We start from the raw sequence: 18,911 nt of genomic DNA, 5'->3' as shown, positions 1-18,911 counted from the left end.
CTCTGCTCCCGGCGGTGTTATTCGACCCTGCTGTCGCCGGCTGCATTCGGGCGCTGACCCAGCGTTGCTGCCGGAGTTTGCAGGCTTTGCGCCAGCTCGACCAATTGCACAAACTCGCCACGCAGACCAAACCGGTCATCGCCCCGTGCGCCGCGAGCCAGTGTCGCGGTATCGCTCATCCCAAACGAGCCGGTGTAGCGTCCGTCCTTGAGCTGCTGGGAAAACGCCGCGACTGCCGCCGCGAAGCGTAGATCATCGCTGGCCTGGGCCAGTTTTCCAGAGTGTTCGCCCTGCACAATCGGCCGCTCGATCAAGCGGCTGCTACCGCCCTCAGGCAGTTGATAGCGCACTCGCAGCATCGCCAGTTCATTGGCTTTGCCATCCCGCGGATTCGCTTGCTCATTCGTGTAACGCAGCGGCTCAAGCCAGCCTTTTTCACCTTTGGGCACGATTTCGTACAACGCCGTGACCGTGTGCCCGGCACCGATCTCGCCCGCATCGACTTTGTCGTTGCTGAAGTCTTCGCGTTTCAACGCACGATTCTCATAGCCGAGCAGCCGATACTCACTGACTTGCGCGGGGTTGAACTCCAGTTGCAGTTTGACGTTTTTCGCCACCATCGCGAGGGTCGAACCGAGTTGATCGACCAGCACCTTGCGCGCCTCGCGCAGGTTGTCGATGTAGGCATAGTTGCCATCGCCGGCATCGGCTAGTTGTTCCATCAGGTGTTCATTGTAGTTGTCCACACCAAAACCCAGGGTGGTCAGGGATACGCCGGTTTTGCGCTTATCCACAGCCATCTGCTTGAGGCTGTCGAAATCGCTGACGCCGACGTTGAAGTCGCCGTCGGTGGCCAGCAGGATGCGATTGATGCCTTTGGCGATAAACCCCTGCTGAGCCATCTGGTAGGCCAGCTCGATACCCGACGCACCGGCTGTCGAGCCGCCGGCGGTCAATTGGTCGATGGCGGTGCGGATCTTCGCCTTGTCGCGCCCGGAAGTCGGCTCCAGGACCACTCGCGATTCACCGGCATACACCACCACCGACACCCGATCCTGCTCACGCAATTGATCGACCAACAGCTTCAGGGTGCTTTTGACCAGCGGCAGCCCTTCGCGGCGATCCATGGAGCCGGACACGTCGACCAGAAACACCAGATTCGCCGGCGCCAGTTCAGCCACTGCGCGATCCGAGGCCTTGATGCCAACGCGCAGCAGACGGGTGTGCGGGTTCCAGGGCGACGGCGCCAGCTCGGTGGTCACGCCAAACGGCGTGCCGTCGCTCGGCAGGGCGTAATCGTAGGGGAAGTAGTTGACCATCTCCTCCAGACGCACCGCGCCTTCCGGTGGCAAGCGACCCTGATTGAGCAGGCGCCGCACGTTGGCGTAGCTGCCGGTGTCGACATCGGCACTGAAGGTCGAAACCGGCGCTTGGGCGACGCTCTGGATCGGGTTATCCGCCAAGGCCTGATACTGCTCGCGCTGTTCATCCCGATAGCCCGCCGGGTAAGCCTCACCGGCGGCTATGGGCGCGTACATCGCGGCAGGTGCGGGCACCGCTCGCTGGCTGTGTTTGGCCACTGATGCATCGGCCATCACCGCCTCGCGTTTCGCCGAGGATTTCACCTCGGACTGCAACGCACCTTGCACCGGCGGCTGGGGAGCGGCCACATCGGGGGGCGATGACACACCACAGCCGGCAACGCTCACCAGCAACCCGATAGCGAAGCCCTGCGCGGCAGGGCGAAGAAAATGCAGAGGAAGTGACATGTGGCTGACCTCAGGAGGAAATGATCCATTCATCCTGTGAGACGGACAGCCTTGGCGATTCGGGTTAAGCCGCGAGAAATAATTTTTCAGCGCTGATAACGCCGCACCACACTGCTGTTTTTCAGCACATGACCTTTGATTTTCTCCAACAGCTGCGCACGGGTCAGATCGGCGGGCAATGCATCGGGGGCGAGGTCGAGGGCATAGAGCTGAATCAGGTAGTGATGGGCGCTGTCGCCCACCGGCGGGCACGGGCCGATGTAGGTGGTGGTGTTTTTGCTGTTGCTCCCGCCAACCCCCTCGAGGGCAGATTTTGCGCCGACACCGGCCGGAATGTGGTGAGTGGCGGCCTTGATCCCGTAATGCACCCAGTGATCGACACCCTGGCCTTTCTGGCCGTCCGGGTCGTGCATGACGATGGCGTAGCTGAGGGTACCTTCAGGGCCAGGGGTCCAGCTCAGGGCGGGGGAAACATTTTGCCCGCCGCAGCCACTGGCATCACTGGCGCTGGCCGTGGTGAACAACCTGTCGTCCGATACACCGGGAATGCTGACGCTGAAACGCTCCTCGGCCTGCGCCGGCAGTTGCACGCAAAGCGCAACTGCAACGGCCGCCAGCCAAGGGGTGAGCGAAGCAAATCGGGTCATACCAGAGCACCTTATCCTGAGAGGGCCGTCGTCGGCCCGCAAACTATAGCTGGACCGATCGTGAGGTGGCAGTGGGGATTGGCTGATCCTCGCAGGTATGACCAACTCTTCACTCCGAATTACCAACGACTTTCCAGACCGCGTTGCAGGCGCAATTGCATTCATGAAAAAACCCACTGAACCGGCAAGACTCAGTGGGTTTCAAAGCTGCATGCTTAAGCTGTTGTTGCTGATCCGACAGATGATTTACTGGACGGTGACAGTGCCACCTATTTTGTTCATCACGAAGCCAATGAACTCCTCAACGGTCATTTTCTGGCCGTTGAAATCCACCTGATTGTTGGCGTAGCGCAGTTTGCTCACGATGTTGTTGCCGTCCAGTGTCGCCAGTTGAGTCCCGGCCGCCATGCTGCTGACCATTTCACTGGCCATGGTCCCTTGCTCGGCAATCGCCTTGGCATCGCTCTGACCTTCCATCTGCGCCTGCATACTGGCCACATCGGAGATCATCGCCTTGGACAGCAACAGATTGAAATCCAATAGCGCGATAAGCTGCTTGCCCACTTCAATTGTCGGCAGGTCCATCGATTGCGGCTTGGCCAGATCGACGACCAGGCTCACACGACTTTCGCCGTTGGCGGTATTGAACGAAAGGTTTTCCAGGGCGATCTGCGGCTTGGCATCCAGCAGTTTTTCCAGATCAGCCTTGACCTGAGCCTCCTCGGCTTCAGTCAGGTTCAGCTCTGGCGCCGGCTCACCCGCGGCAGCCGCAGCGGCGGCGGCAGCCTCGTAGGGTTGCAGCTTGGTCTGGTAAACCTGCATCAGCGACATGGTGGCCGGAATATCGAGGTTTTTCATGCTCAAGGCCATCTGCGCGGCGCCGATCGACTTGCCGTCGAGGGCGATTTCGCCAACCTTGTAATCGGCGCGACCCGCTGCGTTAGTCCCGGACTCCTGGGTGAAGCTTTTCATTTCGGCTTTTTTGAAAGTCAGTACCGACTGCTTGTCGCCGAAGGTGGTCCTGGTGCTGGTCAGCTCGACGGTGTTTTGCCCCAGGTAATAGCCGTAGCTGCTTTTGCTGAGGTTGCTGGCCAGCGTCAGGCCGTTCAATTCAATCTTGACCGGCGCCTGGTCTTCGGAGGTCGTGGACAGTGTGAGGCTATCCATATAGCCGTCGGCTTTGATCTTCTGCCCCTGAGGGCTGGCAGAAACCTTGAAGTTCAGACCGGAAAACTTGAGGCTGGACTGCTCGTCCAGCACCAAATCCAGTGGCAGCAGTTCGAGGGTGCCTTCGGTGGCGCGGTCGTAGCCGATGTTGACCACGCCCTTGAGCGGGGAAACATCCTTGGTGGCGGCGAACCATTTTTCGGTAAACGGGGTCTTTTCCAGCTCGTAGTGGCTGCTCGCCAGGACCGGCAACCACTTGAACGTAACCAGACGCGAGAATGGCAACGGACCGTGTTCGATACGGTCGACGAACAGTAATTCAACGCCTTCAGGGGCCTCGCTGAACATTGCGCCCTGACCTTTGAAGCGGTAATGCGCGGTACTGCTGAACAACTGGCGGTCTACCGAGACCAATTCCAGGGTCGCGGTGCCGTTCGAGCCGACCATGGCGCCTTGCAGCTCTTTGTTGGCATCGGAAATCGAGGTTTGCAGCACCCCTTCCAGTTTGGTGCCGGTATACCAGCCGCCGCCGGCACTGATTGCACCTATTGCGACAACGATCCCTAACAGTACGCCTGCAGATTTATTCATGTTTGACCCGCTCAGTGTCCATTGTTGAAAGTGTGGTCGTCTTCCCTGAACCCCTGACGGGTTGCGGCTCGACTCCGCTTGAAGTGGTGAGAGATTAGCATTTGCCGCACGGGGTGACTCAATATGAGTATGAAACAACGATCATTCCCACGCGGGAGTGTGGGAATGATCTTTATATGACTCAGGAATACTGAACTTCAATCTCATCCAGTTGATGATCAAAACTCTTCAGGCGTGCCGTCCAGGTGTACACCAGCACTTCAAAGTCCCGATTGATCACCGTCCCGGCGGGTGATTCCGAGCGCGGGTCGTAGAAATCCAGTTGATAGCGCTCCCGGGCCATGGCAGTGGCGACGTCGGAGAGTTCGCGGGCGTTGTTCAGCCAGTGCCGCCCGTGGGCGATTTGTTTGTCGAGAACCAGGCATTGCTGCTTCAGGGCTTCAAGGCTTTTTTCCAGTGGTGTGCCGCTGAGTTCGCCCATGACTTCCTGGAAGGTGCGGCCCGGTTGCCAGTAACTGCCCCAGAAGTAGCGGTCAAACACCGTTTCAACCCGGCGCAGCGCAACCTTGGTGTCCCAGATCAGCACCAGGGTTTTGCCTTGTTCGAGCTGTTTTTTCTTGATCCGCTGGCCCTGAAGCAAGGCCCAGGCAACGACTGCAATCGACAGCACGGCGATCAGTGCGATGACGCTGTCGAGAAAAAGCAGCGCTTTGTCGATCTGCTGAGCCAGCATGATGCCGTAGAAATAGGTAGCGGAAAGCAGCACCACCGCAGTGATGGCGCACCAGAAGCCGGGAGCATAAGGGTTTTTCATTGTTGGAATCCCCATGACCAATAGAGCCTTGATCCATGCACAGGCGCAAACAGCCGCGCGCCGACCAACTGATCAAAGCATAGCAACGGCTTCAGGGTTTCGCGTGCCCGGAACCTCGCGTTCGTCCACTTTCCCAACCATCACCAGGAACAAATCGATCTAGCTCATGGCAATTTGAGTGGCGCAGACGGCATGCCGAGCAGGTAAATCTGGTTTCTAGACAAGCGCCATACTTTGTTTGATAAGAGCTTGCTCCCGCTGGGGCGCGCAGCGGCCCTGAAATCAGCCGCCGCGCTTGTTCAGTAGGTCTCAGTCGCCAGTTTTACGACTGCTTCGCCCGAGCGCGGACCGGCCGACGGGAGCAAGCACCCTCACCACAGGTTCTGCGCCAGACACCTCTTTCAGTAATCGTCAGGTCGTCTTCAATGCTTGGGCGACTAGGCGATGCTGCACTTCTTCCATCATGTCCAAGCCATCGCGCAACGACACAAACGCTGCGTTGACCAAGCGATAAAGATCCTGATCGTCGATATCGCGGATGGTGACCGAGGTGAGGGTTTCCAGCAGATCGGTGCCAATGCGCACACGGCTACAAGCGGTTTCGTGCAGAAGATGGGTAGCCGCGAAGGTGTTGAAGGCTAGAACAGAGGCGGCGGTTGGGTTGGATTTCAGCGGACGGTATGGAGTCATCGTGTACATCTCGCAGATAATTTTTTGGAGCCTCCATTGATCGTCGCCAAACGAAAAAGGGTGGCAGCTGTACGCAGGTTGGCGAACCGGTTATCTACGAAACCCGGCAGACCCGAAGGTCTCCCGCGCACAGCCGCCATAGATCAGCATGCCTTCACCCAAAGGGTAGAAGCATGGAATCAGTGCGCTGAAACGCGTCGTAGAAAAAGGATCGCCAAATCCTGTCACCGATGTGCGGCGACGGGGCGAACTATAGGGGGGATGGTTCGGGGTGTGCAACCAGACAGCTGGGCTGCTTACTTTTCTTAGCGTTTTTTAGCTCGTTCATACACGGCGCTGCGCTCGCGCTTACCGACAGCCACCACCGAGACGACCACGCGCTCGTCAATCACTTGATAAACCAGCCTGTACCCGGATGCCTTCAACTTGATCTTGTAGCAGTCAGGCATACCGTGCAGTGAGTCCGATTGAACCCTAGGCAACTCAAGCCGTTCAGCCAGCTTCTTTTTGAACTGCTCACACAGGGTATGCCCCAACTTGTCCCACTCCTTGCGTGCGGACGGCAGGAATTCAAGCTTATAAGTCATCCAGGCTTACCGGTATGGGCGTCTCATGACTACGAGCACGAACGAGCTCGGCCAACTCCATATCATCCAACCGTTCCATCATGGCCTCAAACACATCGGCCGGGACCATATACCCCATGACACGGTTGTGATTCAGCACTGCAACCGGCCCGCCATGGGCGCCACTCAATACTGCTGAGGGATTTTTTTTCAACTCGGACACACTGACGGCCATGTCGGCCAGAACACTTTGCATGATTAAGACCTCTATTCAGGTCTTAATTCTGGTCTATTGACTGTTTATGAGCAACCCAGAAAAAACTCACAAATACGCTTTAACCCCAGATTTTTTCAACGCTCACCAGATTTTTGTATATTTAGGCGATTCCCCTCAGATTTTTACACCCCCCGCCCCTTCCTCAGCAACACATCCAGCTGATCCACCACCTCTGCCCAATCAGCGTCGTCCAGAATCTCGTCGCGCAGAAAATCCGCCTGGCTCTCGGTCCAGAAGAAGGCGTCGGCCAGATGTAGCTCGGGTTTGAGCGGCGAGTGAGTGGCGATGAATTGGTCGATGCTGACGGGGTCATCGTCCAGGCCGAGTTGTTTGAACAGGGATGGCAGGCTGTGGATGGGTGATTCCATGGGGAGCTCCCGGGTTTCAGTTGTTGAGTTGGCTGCAGGTCTTTTTGCGACTGCTTCGCAGTCGATCGCGGGCAAGCCTCGCTCCTACTAAGGAGCGAGTTTGCCCGTGAAGGTGGCGCAACAATCACTGCAGATCGTCATGAATGACTGACCTCGCAAACTTCGGCATGGGGGACCATTTTCAGGTACTGGTCCATGCTCAGGTGGACAAGGTTGTTGTGGTTGCCGGCCTCGAGGTAGATGTCCTTCTGGCGGGTCAGCATTGGGTCGATGACCATGTCCATGCCATAGGATTCGCCCAGCGCAGGCACAGCGCCACGTTCACAGTCGTTGAACAGGTGGGCCAGTGTGCTTTCGCGGGTGATTTGCCATTCGCTGCTGCCACGAACCTTGCTCAGGTCCAGATGCCGGCTGGCGGGCAGGACGGCCATCAGGTAGTGGCCGTGGTGGTCGTCGAGGATCACTGATTTCGCCACGCGTTCAGCGGGGATGCCCGCCACCCGGGCGGTTTCCAGGCTGCTCGCCGAGTGCGGATGAGTCACAACGTCATATTCGCATTTGGCCTGTTCCAGGCTCAAATGCACGGTTCTTGCCATACGCATGATACACCTCGGTGTCCGAAGCAATGGCTTGCGGACAGTGGGTAAATAACTTGATTGCCCCTTAAAGAGTCTAGGCCGTGCATCGGGTACCGACCACCCTTGTCCCGACAAACTGCTGACCGGTTTGCCGACATAACTGATCAAAGTTCGCTCAGCCCATTGCTCAACTAAACTCCAGTTCAAGGGCCAACGAATGGGTGACAGCCCTGAGGCGCATGACTCTCCGGGAGGGTCATATGGGCAAGTGTGTATGGCGGGCAATGTTGTTGTGGTTGCTGATCGGGCTACCGACCGGGCAGGCGTGGGCTGTGGACCCGGTAATGGTGCTCACGGTGAACGATGTGATCAGCCCGGCCAGCGCCGACTATGTTATTCGCGGCCTGAACAAGGCAGCCAAAGAGCATGTGCAATTGGTGGTGCTGGGCATCGACACGCCGGGAGGGCTGGACACCTCGATGCGCTCAATCATCAAGGCGATCCTCGCCAGCCCCGTACCGGTGGCCAGTTTCGTCGCCCCCAGCGGTGCCCGTGCCGCCAGCGCCGGGACCTATATTCTCTATGCCAGCCATGTCGCCGCCATGGCGCCAGGCACCAACCTGGGCGCTGCGACACCGGTACAAATCGGTATACCCGGGCAGCCAGGTCCACCGGCGGCGCCACGTTCCGACAAAAATCCAGAGCCCGAACCCACCACAAACACCCTGACCCACAAACAGATCAACGACGCTGCCGCGTATATCCGAGGCCTGGCGCAATTGCGCGGGCGCAACGTCGATTGGGCCGAGCAGGCGGTGCGTGAGGCGGTCAGCCTGTCGGCTCAGGAAGCGCTGAAGCTCAAGGTGGTCGACTACGTGGCGGACGATCTGAACGGTCTGCTCAAACAACTCGACGGCAAGACCCTGAACGCCGCCGGCCAGGAGGTGCAGCTGCATACCTTTGGCGCCGTGCTGATCCACCATGACCCGGACTGGCGCACAAAACTGTTGTCGGTGATTACCCATCCCAGCGTGGCGTTGATCCTGATGATGATTGGCGTGTACGGCCTGTTCTTCGAGTTCATGTACCCGGGCACCGGTGCCGGCGGCGTGCTGGGCGGAATCTGCCTGCTGCTGGGGTTGTATGCCCTGCAACTGCTACCGGTGAACTACGCCGGCGTGGCGCTGATTCTGCTGGGCATCTCCTTCATGGTGGCCGAGGCCTTTTTGCCGACGTTCGGGGTGATCGGTTTCGGCGGGATTGCGGCTTTTGTGGTGGGTGCGGTGATTCTGATGGACACCGATGTGCCGGGTTACGGCATTCCGCTGTCCTTGATCATCGTCCTGGCCATGTTCAGTGCCGTGCTGTTCATGGCACTGGCGGGCATGGCGATCAGGGCGCGACGGCGACAACAGGTCGCCGGTGATGCAGGACTGGTGGGCAGCATCACGCCAGTAATCTCCGTGCAACCCGATAACCCTTACAACGGCTGGGTGCAGCTACAAGGGGAAAACTGGCAGGTGCTGAGCCCGATGCCACTGCGACCCGGACAACAGGTGCAGGTGGTGGCGCGCAAGGGCCTGCTACTGGAAGTGACTGCGGCGCAGGCGGCACCACGAGGAGGATGACCATGGGTCTGGAATTGGGTTTTGGCGCGCTGTTGGCGCTATTGATCGCGTTGGCAGTGTCAGCGTTTCGCATCCTGCGTGAATACGAGCGCGGGGTGGTGTTCCAGCTCGGACGCTTCTGGCAGGTCAAAGGCCCTGGACTGATTATATTGATTCCGATGGTCCAGCAAATGGTCCGGGTGGACCTGCGCACCGTGGTACTCGATGTGCCGCCGCAGGACGTGATCACCCGCGATAACGTCTCGGTGAAGGTCAATGCAGTGCTGTACTTTCGGGTACTCGATCCGCAGAGGGCAATTATCCAGGTCGAAGACTTTCTCATGGCCACCAGCCAACTGGCGCAAACCACCTTGCGGGCGGTGCTGGGTAAACATGAACTGGATGAACTGCTGGCCGAACGCGAACGCCTGAACTCCGATGTCCAGCAAGTGCTCGATGCCCAGACCGATGCCTGGGGGATCAAAGTGGCCAACGTCGAGATCAAGCACGTCGACCTCAACGAATCGATGATCCGCGCTATCGCCAAACAGGCCGAAGCCGAACGGGAACGGCGGGCCAAGGTGATCCACGCCGAAGGCGAATTGCAGGCCTCGGAAAAGCTGATGCAAGCCGCCGAAATGCTCGGCCGCCAGCCTGGCGCGATGCAGTTGCGTTATATGCAGACCCTGGGTGCGATTGCCGGTGACAAGACCTCGACCATCGTCTTCCCAATGCCGATCGAGTTGTTGAAAGGCATGGCGGATTTGTCATCGAAGGGGTGAGTGGGCAGTCAGCCGAACCTCTGTGAGGCTCAGATCATTCGCGGGCAAGTCGATCGACACCGGCAAAAGCCTCCGTTCGCTGCTCGGCATTCAGGCCGAAGAACCCGGCCAATCGACCGTCCATCGCGGCAGGCAACTCGCTGTAGTTGACGACCAGGCCGCCAAACTCGCGGCAGTGCTCAAGACCCGTTTGCAGCAACTTGCCAATATGCCGGGCAATGTAGTCTTCGCGACTGCTGAACGACGCCCGACCGAACTCAGCGAAGCCAGTTGTTTGTTGTGCGCCAGCTCTTCGTTGGCACCACGATTGGCAGCCTGAGCAGCATTGGTTTCAGTGGATACGCCTTCGCCAGAGCGCGGTATGATCGCAGCCCTTGAGTTCATGCGTTTCAGGATTAAGGACAATTCATGCGTATTGGTCTTCTGTCGTCTTTGACACTGGCGCTTGGCGCCGCGTTTACGCTCCCCGCCCAGGCCAGTTACGATCAGGACGCCTGTAGCCCCAACTGGTCACTGACCGGGGGCGGCCACTGCAATAACGTGCCATTCCTCAACCCCGGCAATGACAGCCGCGCCAACCTGCGGTTGCTGTTGTCCGATCAGGGCGCCCTGCCTCTGAACCCGACGCCTCTGAGTAATTTCGACCGCGAAGCCGGTTACGGCCCGGTGCCGTTCGACTTGCGCCGTCTCGATCCGGCCCCGGACGTCGCGCCAGCCGCAACGCCGGATGCCCCACCGGTTTCGGTACTCGATGAGCCGCTGCGCCAACTCGGCATCAGTCAGGAAATCGGCACCATTGCCGGCAATGAATTTGTCGAAGGCGAAGGTAGCCGCTGCCGCAGCAACAATGAAGACAGCGCCGCGGCCTTCCTTGAATCGCCGCGTGCAGCTGGGAGGCCGAGCAGCAAAACAGCCTGTTGCCGAGTGCTATCCAGTCCGAGCCGGGCAAAGCCTTCCTCACCTATTTGCGCGGCGCCGCCGGGTTTTACAGCGGCCGTTTCACTGAGGCGAGCCAGCAATTCGCGCTGCTGGCCGACAGCAATCAGCCATGGCTGAAGGAAACCGCGCTGTATATGACCGGCCGCATCCCGCTCAACGCCGCTCAGGCAGACGCCTTCGACGACATGGGTCTGCCGACGCTCGAGCAGGTGGATAACACCCACCTGCAATTGGCCGAGCAAGGTTTCGAGCGCTACCTGCAGACTTATCCACAGGGCGAATACAGCGCTTCGGCCAAAGGTTTGATCCGTCGGGTCCATTGGCTGGCTGGCGACGATCAAAAACTTGCCGACGACTACGCCTGGCAACTCACCGAGTCCAAAGAAACCCAGCGCAACAAGACCCTGCCGGAGTTGGTGGAAGAGGTCGACAGCAAGCTGCTGAATACCTCGAGCACCGAGATCCACACTCCGCTGTTGCTGGCGATCAACGATTTGATGGCCATCGGCGCCTATCAAACGCCGTTCACGCTGAAAGCGCTTCAAGCGCAAAAAGCCGTGTTCGCTCAACACCCGGTGCTGTACGACTACCTGCAAGCGGCTGTGTATCTGCACATCGAGAAGAACCCGGAACAGGCCCTGAAAGTCCTCCCCGGCAGCGTCCCGGACACGCTCGACTATCTCGCTTTCAGTCAGCAGTTCCTGCGTGGTCTGGCCCTTCATGAACAGCAGAAATGGACGGACGCCGAAACGCTGTGGCTGGAGTTGCTGAGCAAGGTCAAACAACCGCTGCAACGCGAGCAGGTCGAACTGGCGCTGGCGTTCAACTACGAACGCAGCGAGCGACTGGCCAAGGTGTTCGCGGCCGATTCACCGATCAAGACACCCGCGGTACGTTATCGCCTGCAACGTCTGGTGGCCGATGCGCCGTTGCTGCGCCAGCAAATCAGCCAGGGAGCGGACGCCACCGAACGTGACAGCGCGTTGTTCGTGTTGCTCTACAAAGAATTGCTGCGCGGTCAGTACCCGGAATTTTCCGAAGACCTCAAACAGCTGCCGGCCGAGCCATCGGCCGAAAAACTCGGAGTCAGCCTCGGATATTTGTATGGCAGCGGCCAGGCGCTGACGATGTTCCGCTGGCAGGGCGACAAGGCCGAATCCAGCTACAGCTGCCCGACCATCGCCGAGACCGCCGCCGCGTTGCAGGCTGACGGCAAAAACCCCAAAGGCCTCAACTGTCTGGGTGAATTCATCCTGCGCAACAGCCTTGATGACGCTCCGCTGGAAGCCAAATCCTACCCGGCCGAACTCGGCGCCACGCCTTCAGCGTTCAAGGGTGAAATCTACTCGCGTCATGAAGGCTATCGCCAGGTGATCGCCAATACCAACGCGCCCAAGGAAGACCGCGCCTATGCGCTGTTTCGCGCGATCAACTGCTACGCGCCATCGGGCAATAACAGCTGTGGAGGCAAAGACGTTGATCCAGCGGCGCGCAAAGCCTGGTTCCGTCAGTTGAAAAGCGCTTTTGCCGACACCCAGTGGGGCCAGTCGCTGCAGTATTACTGGTAAGCCATGCAGCGTTTCTGGTGCTGCCTGTTGCCTATCTGGCTGATGTTGGCAGGCTCCGCACAGGCCGCCGTCGACGCCAGCGAGCATGACGCCTTCTGGCTGTGGAGCGGCGTCAAATCGCAACCGGTGCTGGCCCAGGCCAAGACCTTGTACATCCTGCAAGGTCAGATCAGCGAGTCACGCCGTTTCCCCCAACACGGCGTGCGCTTCATCGCCCAGGGCATCGCCATTCCACGCCTGACCCAAGGCGAAGTCTGGGTGGTCTACCGCGCCCATACCTTGCGCTGGCCGGACCCGGTCTACAGCCAACTGCTCGGGCAAGTGCAACGCTGGCAGCAAGCGGGCAACCCGGTGGTCGGCATCCAGATCGACTTCGACGCCCGCACCCGCTACCTGAACGAGTACCTCAGCTTCCTGCGAGACCTGCGCCAGCGCCTGCCTGCGCAGTACAGCCTGAGCATCACCGGACTGATGGACTGGAGCAGCAATGCCGACCCTGAAGTGATCGGCCAGCTCAAAGGCGTGATCGACGAAGTGGTGGTGCAAACCTACCAGGGCCGCCACAGCATCCCCAATTACAGCGCCTACCTGCCACGGCTGAACCGCCTCGGATTACCGTTCAAGGTCGGTTTGATTCAGGGCGGGGAATGGGAGGAGCCGGGGTATTTGAAGGACAGTGAGTGGTTCAGGGGGTATGTGGTGTTTTTGCAGAATCGGTAGCACCTACAGCGAAAAGACTTTAGCGATACGCGCCAGCGAAAGCTGCATCGGCTCGCCTTGACCGGCCTGCTCGGCTTCCTCCTTCGCGGCCTGCCGAATGAATGTCCGTAGGTCCTCGCGTATCCTTTGTGGCAGGTCAATCCGAGCCGTTTCAACGAGCAATTGTGATAGACGCAACACATCGCGCAGATGCTTGACCACATTTCTGGAATCGATCGACTCGGGGTTTTGCGCCTTACGGGCTTTCAAATCCAGCCACGCATTGGCTTTCAGAGGAATCAAACCGTTTTGATCAACCCAAGCGATACCCAATGCTCGCTGGCTGGTCGCAAGAATCACTTCGTAGTAATCATCGTCCAGCAGCAACGCTGACAAACTAGCCAGTTCCTCACCCACTGGAATCGGCACGACCCGTTGATCCTCGTGTAACTCAAGGTCCACTGGCGTTCGGGCAAATAGCTCCAGCATTGATGGAAACCCCGCGGTTACCGGATGAGAAAACCGATAAAACTGCGGCTGATGACCTACCTCTCGACGTTCATAACCCCCATCTTCGACAAACCGCCAGAACGCGGCCCCAAACTCTGCATCCCTGGCCTCAATGAGCAAAACGATATCCAGGTCCCGAGTGGCACGAAAATCGACGCCAAATTGCTCCATGGCCAAATGCGCGGCGGTACCTCCGATCAGTACGAAACGATCCTCATAACCGGCGAAATGCTCCCGAAAACGCTCAAGTCCTTTTATTGCCACTTTATGCTCTCCAGCAAGCTGTCCAACGCCTGCGAAACTCGCTCGTCGGGATGGTCTTTAAGGCTGAGCCAGAGTGAAAGAGGATCGACTACGGCCCCGCCGCCAAAAGGTTCAGGCCGGTAGACCCAGGATTCAAGCTTGAAGTTATAACCATCCGTTGCCATGGCTTTTCTATTCAACTCGGACGTCAATCGCTTGAAAGTCAGGCGCATCGCCAAGCTCGGCTCACTTTCAGTTTCCAGCCATATAGATTGCTTTAGCTGCCCGAGAACGCCCGGCCCCAACGCAAAGACATCAAGAGCGGGCTCAGCCAGAAGACTCACCTTGGCGAGCGCAGATTCCCCGGACAGCGGTAACGAAATAACATCGAATGGCCAATGCCCCGCTATCGGCTCGACCGCCCTTACAGGATTGCGCAACAGGCAAATAGCCCGCTCCCATACTTGCTTTTTGGCGCCCCGATACTGAAGTCGGACCTGCCTGTTGTCTTTGCTGTGAGTCACCAAACCGGCCTCAATCAGCTCTTGATAAGCCCGAGTGATCGTCATACGCGAGTAGCGCAGATCCGCGCCAATCCGAAATGGCTCCATAGACTCCATCTCGACACATAACAATCCCTTGACCAGAAGCGCCTGAGCACTCGGACTAAGCGTGGATTGCTCGGATGCAGTTTTTAACCGCAGGTTGCGCCGCCGACGCATATGCTCGCGCAGTTCGATCCCCAGATCAGGAAGGTAAATTTGCACCTGCGGAATGACAAAAGGAATCGCCTGCTCGATCAACCGGGGCCGCTGATGCGCCGGGATGTCATCGCTGACAAATACCACCAGACAATGGCCGACCTCACTGACGCGTTGCAATCGCTTACCCAGTGCTGTCGGGGTCAGCCCTTCAGAGCCTGGCCGGGCAAACACGAATACGCATTGCACGCCGATGATCTGCGATTGGTAAAACTCGTAGTCCTTGAGAAATAACGCCGGCAGTTGCTCGGCTTCAATCCAGGGTCGCAACATGATTTCAACGCGAAGGCTTTCTAGCAGGTACTGCCGCAACTCTTGCTGTAAGTGCTCCACAGGTCAGTCCCAATATGTAACATTGAACAGAAACATAACATCGGCGATGTCATATAACAACTCAGTGTTACATAACAACCACCGTCTCGCTCACCGCTGCATCCCCCACCGCTTCACCGTCACCCGCTCCAGGGTGTCGAACACCAGGTTCTCCACCAGTAATCCAATCAGAATCACCACCGCCAACCCGGCAAAGACCTTGTCGGTGTACAGCTCATTGCGATTCTGGAAGATGTACCAGCCCAATCCACCCTTGCCACTGGTGGCGCCGAATACCAACTCCGCCGCGATCAGCGTGCGCCAGGCGAAGGCCCAGCCGATTTTCAGTCCGGCAAGGATCGACGGCAGCGCGGCCGGGATCAGGATGAACAGCACGAAGCGAATGCCTTTCAGACCATAGTTGCGCCCGGCCATGCGCAGGGTTTCCGAGACGCCGAGAAATCCCGCGTAGGTGTTCAAGGCCAGCGCCCAAAGCACCGAATGCACCAGCACGAATATCAGGCTGTTCTGCCCCAACCCGAACCACAGCAAAGCCAGCGGCAACAGGGCAATCGCCGGCAACGGGTTGAACATCGAGGTCAGGGTGCTCAGCAGATCGCGACCGAACTGGGTCGAGACCGCCAGGGTGGTCAAGGCGAAGGCCAGGACAATGCCTATCACGTAGCCCTTGAGCAGCACCACCAGTGAAATGCCGACCTTGCCCAGCAACTCGCCACTGAGCAGGCCGTCGTACAGCGCGCTGCTGGTTTGCAGGAAGCTGGGCAGCAGCAGGTCGTTGTTCTGGTAGCGCGCCACCAGTTCCCAGAGCACCGCCAGCAGGATCAGAATCAGGCTTTTGCGCAACCAGCCTTGTTGCCAGAGGCGCTGACCGAGGGGCAGTTCGCGCTCCAGCGGGACGGTCAGTAGCGGTTCCAGAACAACTTCGTATTCCCGGCGTATAGATGATGAATGGCTCATCGGGCGATCCTCTTGAAGCTCAATAAGCGATACGGATATCGGTGAAATTCAGTTCTTGCCCGGTTTCAGGCGTCTGACCTTCGTTAAACAACAGACGATGAATGCGCCGCGCCGATTGCTGAAAGTCCACGCCACCGAGGCTGTGCAAGTCGTACTGATGGCTGTGGATCTCTGCGCGAACACGCCCCGGATGCGGCGACAGCAGCAGGATCCGGTTGCCGACCACCAGCGCTTCTTCGATGGAGTGAGTGACGAACAGCAAGGTGAAACGCACCTCTTCCCAGAGCAGCAGCAATTCTTCCTGCATCTTGCGTCGGGTCAGGGCGTCGAGAGCGGCGAAGGGTTCGTCCATCAGCAGGATTTTCGGCTGCATGGCCAGGGCCCGGGCAATCGCCACGCGAGCCTTCATGCCGCCGGACAAGGTGTGCGGATACGCATCGGCAAATGCCGCCAGACCGACCTTGTCCAGATAGTGCAGCGCCCGCTCTTCAGCCTCGCGGCGCTTGAGGGTTTTCGAGGCGAGCAAGGGAAACATGACGTTCTGTTTGACGGTTTTCCAGGGCGGCAGTTGATCGAACTCCTGGAACACCACGATCCGGTCCGGTCCCGGTTGGCTAACCCTTTGCCCTTGCAGACGGATCTCGCCTTCGCAGGGCTGAATGAACCCGGCGACGGCCTTGAGCAAGGTCGATTTGCCGCAGCCGGATGGGCCAAGCAGAACAAAACGGTCGGCAGGATCAATCTCGAAACTGACCTGGTGAGTCGCCCGAACGACGCGCTGTGGGGTGCGGTATTCCAGGCTGACCTTGTCGACCGAAAGCAGCGCGGCGGCGCTTGCGATCGGGTTGCTGGCCGCGTGGCCTTGCAGGGGCGCATTCATTTCTGTCAGCTCCCTTGCAGCGGTTTTGCATCCTGGAAGAAGTAATCCTTCCACGACTCGGGTTTGTTTTTGATCGCGCCGACGCGGTAGAGGAATTCGGCCAGCGGGTAGGTGTTTTTCGGCGTCACGCTGAATTCGAACTGCGGGTTGTCGATGATTTTCAGCAAGTCGGCGCGGTCGATCCTGGCCTTGGTCACGCGGATGTAGGTGTCAGCGGCTGCGCCTTTGTCGTGCTGGGCGAACTCGGCAGCTTCGGTCAGGGCCTCGATGAAAGCCTTGTAGGTTTTCGGGTTCTCATTGCGGAATTTCTCGGTGGCGAACAGCACGGTGGGCGAATTCGGACCGAGCAGGTCGTAGGTGTTCAGCACCACATGCACGTTGGGGTTTTGCAGCGCCTGATCCTGGAAGGGCGGGTTGGAAAAGTGTCCGCTCAGTTCGGTGCCGCCGGCGATCAGCGCTGCGGTGGCGTCCGGGTGCGGAACGGCGATGGTGTACTTGTCCAGGCGATTGAATTCCTTGTCGCCCCACTGCTTGGCTGCAGCGTATTGCAGGAAGCGCGACTGCACCGAAACGCCGACTGCCGGCACCGCGATGCGGTCCTGCTCGGTGAAGTCGGCGATGGTTTTGACCTTAGGATTGTTGCTAACCAGGTAGTACGGGAAGTTGCCCAGCGAAGCCACGGCCTTGACGTTCTGCTTGCCATGGGTGCGGTCCCAGATGGTCAGCAGCGGGCCGACCCCGGCTCCGGCAATGTCGATGGAACCGGAAAGCAGCGCATCGTTGACCGCTGCCCCACCGGACAGCTGAGTCCAGTCGACCTTGATGTCGATGCCCTCTTCCTTGCCGTGTTTCTCGATCAGGTGTTGATCGCGCACCACGTTGAGCAGCAGGTACACAATGCCGAACTGCTCGGCGATGCGAATCTCGCCTTCGGCGTGGGCAGCGGTCGGTGCGATAAGGCTACCGGCGAGCAAGCTGAACCCCAGACCGATGCTGGCGGCCAGTCGGCCAATTTTCGGTGCGAACGAATTAGGTTTGGACATGGAAATACTCCTGACGAAATGAAATGCCGTGGCCGATCAGAAAGGGGCGTCGCCCTGGATGGTGGTGCGATAGAGCTTGCGTCGCAGATGACTCGGGCAACCGGCGGCGAGGTGAATCAGCGAGCGGTTGTCCCAGAACACCAGGTCGTGAGGCTGCCATTGATGGCGGTAGAGGTTTTCCGGCAGCACGCTGTGGGCGTAGAGCTCATTGAGCAGTTGCTGACTTTCGTCTTCCGGCAAACCGACGATGCGGGTGCTGAAACCTTCGCTGACGAACAGCGCCTTGCGAGCGTTTTCCGGGTGGGTTCGGACGATCGGGTGCACCACTTCGTTGACCTGAGCGAGTTGTTCCGGGGTCAGGGTCGGGCGCCAATTACCTTCAAATTTGGTTTCGCTATAGCGCGCGGTGTAGGAGTGTGCGGCCGAGCGTCCTTCGACCGCCTTGCGCAACGCTTGCGGCAGGTTGTCCCAGGCTTTGTGCATGTCGGCGAACAGGGTGTCGCCACCTTCGGACGGCAGCTCCTGGGCATGCAGCATGGAGCCCAGACTCGGCAGTTCTTTGTAGGAAAGGTCGGAGTGCCAGAACTTGCCGGCATCGCCCAGACCGATGGATTGGCCGTTCTCGATGATGTTGGAGACGATGAGGATTTCCGGGTGGCCGGCCAGCAGAAACTGTTCGAGCACGTGGATCTGCAACACGCCGAAGCGACGGCTGAAGGCGATCTGCTGTTCGGGGCTGATGCGCTGGTCGCGGAACACCACGACGTGATGCTCCAGATGTGCGCGGTGAATACGGGCGAAGTCCTGGTCATTGACCGGCAGAGCCAGGTCGAGGCCGATAATTTCGGCACCTACGGCGCCGTTGAATGGACGGATTTCGAAGGATTGCGGTGCGATGCTCGCAGCAATCGCAGAGACAGAGGGTACAGACATACATCACTCCCACGCAGTGCACGCCCAGTGGTGCGCGCGTCGATCAGAAACTCACGGGGGTCCCGTGTTCGTTCATTTCGTGCGGCGCGCCGATTGGTCGGCCTGTACGCAGGGGTTTGACTTTATAGGTATAAGAACTGAATTTTAAATACCGTTAACGAATAACGATATAGCTTTGAAAGGGTATGG

At 58.7% G+C, this 18,911-nt stretch carries 19 protein-coding genes and 2 pseudogenes; 4 read left to right on the top strand and 17 right to left on the bottom strand.

The genetic code is table 11. The features are described 5' to 3' along the window. Positions 1-17 precede the first annotated feature (17 nt). The 9 genes from AC3I0A_RS00715 to AC3I0A_RS00675 all read right to left on the bottom strand — a co-directional run bounded on the left by AC3I0A_RS00715 (position 18) and on the right by AC3I0A_RS00675 (position 7,491). A complete protein-coding gene (locus AC3I0A_RS00715; protein WP_489375719.1) occupies positions 18-1,769 on the bottom strand; it encodes a vWA domain-containing protein in 1,752 nt (583 codons plus the stop codon). An 86-nt stretch (positions 1,770-1,855) separates the two neighbouring features. Continuing rightward, positions 1,856-2,416 (bottom strand): YbhB/YbcL family Raf kinase inhibitor-like protein, encoded by a 561-nt coding sequence (locus AC3I0A_RS00710; protein ID WP_489375717.1) that lies wholly within the window; start codon positions 2,414-2,416, stop codon positions 1,856-1,858. Positions 2,417-2,662: 246 nt separating this feature from the next. Further along, complete coding sequence (locus tag AC3I0A_RS00705) at positions 2,663-4,174, bottom strand: YdgA family protein (RefSeq protein ID WP_489375716.1); 1,512 nt, start codon at positions 4,172-4,174, stop codon at positions 2,663-2,665. A gap of 181 nt (positions 4,175-4,355) precedes the next feature. Beyond that, the gene (locus AC3I0A_RS00700; RefSeq protein ID WP_489375715.1) at positions 4,356-4,988 is read right to left on the bottom strand and encodes an NADH:ubiquinone oxidoreductase subunit N; all 633 of its coding nucleotides are present in this window, start codon (positions 4,986-4,988) and stop codon (positions 4,356-4,358) included. A gap of 411 nt (positions 4,989-5,399) precedes the next feature. After that, positions 5,400-5,678, bottom strand: coding sequence for a hypothetical protein (locus AC3I0A_RS00695; RefSeq protein ID WP_489375713.1), 279 nt, complete (start codon positions 5,676-5,678; stop codon positions 5,400-5,402). A gap of 305 nt (positions 5,679-5,983) precedes the next feature. After that, positions 5,984-6,265, bottom strand: a complete 282-nt coding sequence (locus tag AC3I0A_RS00690) for a type II toxin-antitoxin system RelE family toxin (protein ID WP_489375711.1) — start codon at positions 6,263-6,265, stop codon at positions 5,984-5,986. After that, entirely contained in the window at positions 6,255-6,500 is a 246-nt protein-coding gene (locus tag AC3I0A_RS00685) for a type II toxin-antitoxin system Phd/YefM family antitoxin (protein ID WP_489375710.1), read from the bottom strand. The genes AC3I0A_RS00690 and AC3I0A_RS00685 overlap by 11 nt, the downstream gene beginning before the upstream one ends. Before the next feature lie 143 nt (positions 6,501-6,643). Next, on the bottom strand, positions 6,644-6,889 hold the full coding sequence (locus AC3I0A_RS00680; RefSeq protein WP_489375709.1) for a DUF2789 domain-containing protein: 246 nt from the start codon (positions 6,887-6,889) through the stop codon (positions 6,644-6,646). Between the two features lie 137 nt (positions 6,890-7,026). Next, positions 7,027-7,491: an aminoacyl-tRNA deacylase gene (locus AC3I0A_RS00675; RefSeq protein ID WP_489375707.1), complete on the bottom strand. Its 465-nt coding sequence runs from the start codon at positions 7,489-7,491 to the stop codon at positions 7,027-7,029. A gap of 236 nt (positions 7,492-7,727) precedes the next feature. Between AC3I0A_RS00675 and AC3I0A_RS00670 the strand changes: the two genes are divergently transcribed. Then, positions 7,728-9,095, top strand: coding sequence for an NfeD family protein (locus tag AC3I0A_RS00670; RefSeq protein ID WP_489375706.1), 1,368 nt, complete (start codon positions 7,728-7,730; stop codon positions 9,093-9,095). A gap of 2 nt (positions 9,096-9,097) precedes the next feature. Then, entirely contained in the window at positions 9,098-9,856 is a 759-nt protein-coding gene (locus AC3I0A_RS00665) for a slipin family protein (protein WP_489375705.1), read from the top strand. A gap of 34 nt (positions 9,857-9,890) precedes the next feature. Here the strand turns inward: AC3I0A_RS00665 and AC3I0A_RS00660 are convergent, their stop codons facing one another. Then, positions 9,891-10,055 carry a hypothetical protein gene (locus tag AC3I0A_RS00660; RefSeq protein WP_489378620.1) on the bottom strand — a complete coding sequence of 55 codons (165 nt, stop codon included), beginning with the start codon at positions 10,053-10,055 and terminating at the stop codon, positions 9,891-9,893. Between the two features lie 44 nt (positions 10,056-10,099). Further along, positions 10,100-10,189, bottom strand: a pseudogene (locus AC3I0A_RS00655) (efflux RND transporter periplasmic adaptor subunit); the annotation flags it as partial. 75 nt (positions 10,190-10,264) lie between these two features. Between AC3I0A_RS00655 and AC3I0A_RS00650 the strand changes: the two are divergent. Then, positions 10,265-12,363 (top strand): annotated as a pseudogene (locus AC3I0A_RS00650) (PA5441 family protein). A 3-nt stretch (positions 12,364-12,366) separates the two neighbouring features. After that, on the top strand, positions 12,367-13,083 hold the full coding sequence (locus AC3I0A_RS00645) for a DUF3142 domain-containing protein (protein ID WP_489375703.1): 717 nt from the start codon (positions 12,367-12,369) through the stop codon (positions 13,081-13,083). Positions 13,084-13,086: 3 nt separating this feature from the next. Here AC3I0A_RS00645 and AC3I0A_RS00640 read toward each other — a convergent pair whose 3' ends face one another. From AC3I0A_RS00640 to AC3I0A_RS00615, 6 genes are all read right to left on the bottom strand, one after another. After that, positions 13,087-13,836, bottom strand: a complete 750-nt coding sequence (locus AC3I0A_RS00640; RefSeq protein ID WP_489375701.1) for a nucleotidyl transferase AbiEii/AbiGii toxin family protein — start codon at positions 13,834-13,836, stop codon at positions 13,087-13,089. Further along, a complete protein-coding gene (locus AC3I0A_RS00635; protein WP_489375700.1) occupies positions 13,827-14,909 on the bottom strand; it encodes a hypothetical protein in 1,083 nt (360 codons plus the stop codon). Before AC3I0A_RS00635 ends, AC3I0A_RS00640 begins: the two co-directional genes overlap by 10 nt. A 90-nt stretch (positions 14,910-14,999) precedes the next feature. Further along, positions 15,000-15,866 (bottom strand): ABC transporter permease, encoded by an 867-nt coding sequence (locus AC3I0A_RS00630; protein ID WP_489375699.1) that lies wholly within the window; start codon positions 15,864-15,866, stop codon positions 15,000-15,002. Between the two features lie 19 nt (positions 15,867-15,885). After that, positions 15,886-16,746 (bottom strand): ABC transporter ATP-binding protein, encoded by an 861-nt coding sequence (locus AC3I0A_RS00625; protein ID WP_489375697.1) that lies wholly within the window; start codon positions 16,744-16,746, stop codon positions 15,886-15,888. A gap of 5 nt (positions 16,747-16,751) precedes the next feature. Next, positions 16,752-17,789, bottom strand: coding sequence for an ABC transporter substrate-binding protein (locus AC3I0A_RS00620; RefSeq protein WP_489375696.1), 1,038 nt, complete (start codon positions 17,787-17,789; stop codon positions 16,752-16,754). A gap of 36 nt (positions 17,790-17,825) precedes the next feature. Then, positions 17,826-18,722, bottom strand: a complete 897-nt coding sequence (locus AC3I0A_RS00615) for a TauD/TfdA dioxygenase family protein (RefSeq protein ID WP_489375694.1) — start codon at positions 18,720-18,722, stop codon at positions 17,826-17,828. Between the last annotated feature and the right edge of the window lie 189 nt (positions 18,723-18,911).

This window comes from Pseudomonas sp. KH_024_B2 (assembly GCF_057839965.1).
The sequence above is the reverse complement of the archived record's forward strand: the minus strand, read 5'-3'. Positions and strand labels throughout refer to the sequence as shown.

Coding starts and splice junctions, on each gene's coding strand:
- AC3I0A_RS00715 (WP_489375719.1), bottom strand. CDS start 1,769: ATGTCACTTCCTCTGCATTTTCTTCGCCCTGCCGCGCAGGGCTTCGCT.
- AC3I0A_RS00710 (WP_489375717.1), bottom strand. CDS start 2,416: ATGACCCGATTTGCTTCGCTCACCCCTTGGCTGGCGGCCGTTGCAGTT.
- AC3I0A_RS00705 (WP_489375716.1), bottom strand. CDS start 4,174: ATGAATAAATCTGCAGGCGTACTGTTAGGGATCGTTGTCGCAATAGGT.
- AC3I0A_RS00700 (WP_489375715.1), bottom strand. CDS start 4,988: ATGAAAAACCCTTATGCTCCCGGCTTCTGGTGCGCCATCACTGCGGTG.
- AC3I0A_RS00695 (WP_489375713.1), bottom strand. CDS start 5,678: ATGACTCCATACCGTCCGCTGAAATCCAACCCAACCGCCGCCTCTGTT.
- AC3I0A_RS00690 (WP_489375711.1), bottom strand. CDS start 6,265: ATGACTTATAAGCTTGAATTCCTGCCGTCCGCACGCAAGGAGTGGGAC.
- AC3I0A_RS00685 (WP_489375710.1), bottom strand. CDS start 6,500: ATGCAAAGTGTTCTGGCCGACATGGCCGTCAGTGTGTCCGAGTTGAAA.
- AC3I0A_RS00680 (WP_489375709.1), bottom strand. CDS start 6,889: ATGGAATCACCCATCCACAGCCTGCCATCCCTGTTCAAACAACTCGGC.
- AC3I0A_RS00675 (WP_489375707.1), bottom strand. CDS start 7,491: ATGCGTATGGCAAGAACCGTGCATTTGAGCCTGGAACAGGCCAAATGC.
- AC3I0A_RS00670 (WP_489375706.1), top strand. CDS start 7,728: ATGGGCAAGTGTGTATGGCGGGCAATGTTGTTGTGGTTGCTGATCGGG.
- AC3I0A_RS00665 (WP_489375705.1), top strand. CDS start 9,098: ATGGGTCTGGAATTGGGTTTTGGCGCGCTGTTGGCGCTATTGATCGCG.
- AC3I0A_RS00645 (WP_489375703.1), top strand. CDS start 12,367: ATGCAGCGTTTCTGGTGCTGCCTGTTGCCTATCTGGCTGATGTTGGCA.
- AC3I0A_RS00630 (WP_489375699.1), bottom strand. CDS start 15,866: ATGAGCCATTCATCATCTATACGCCGGGAATACGAAGTTGTTCTGGAA.
- AC3I0A_RS00625 (WP_489375697.1), bottom strand. CDS start 16,746: ATGAATGCGCCCCTGCAAGGCCACGCGGCCAGCAACCCGATCGCAAGC.
- AC3I0A_RS00620 (WP_489375696.1), bottom strand. CDS start 17,789: ATGTCCAAACCTAATTCGTTCGCACCGAAAATTGGCCGACTGGCCGCC.
- AC3I0A_RS00615 (WP_489375694.1), bottom strand. CDS start 18,722: ATGTCTGTACCCTCTGTCTCTGCGATTGCTGCGAGCATCGCACCGCAA.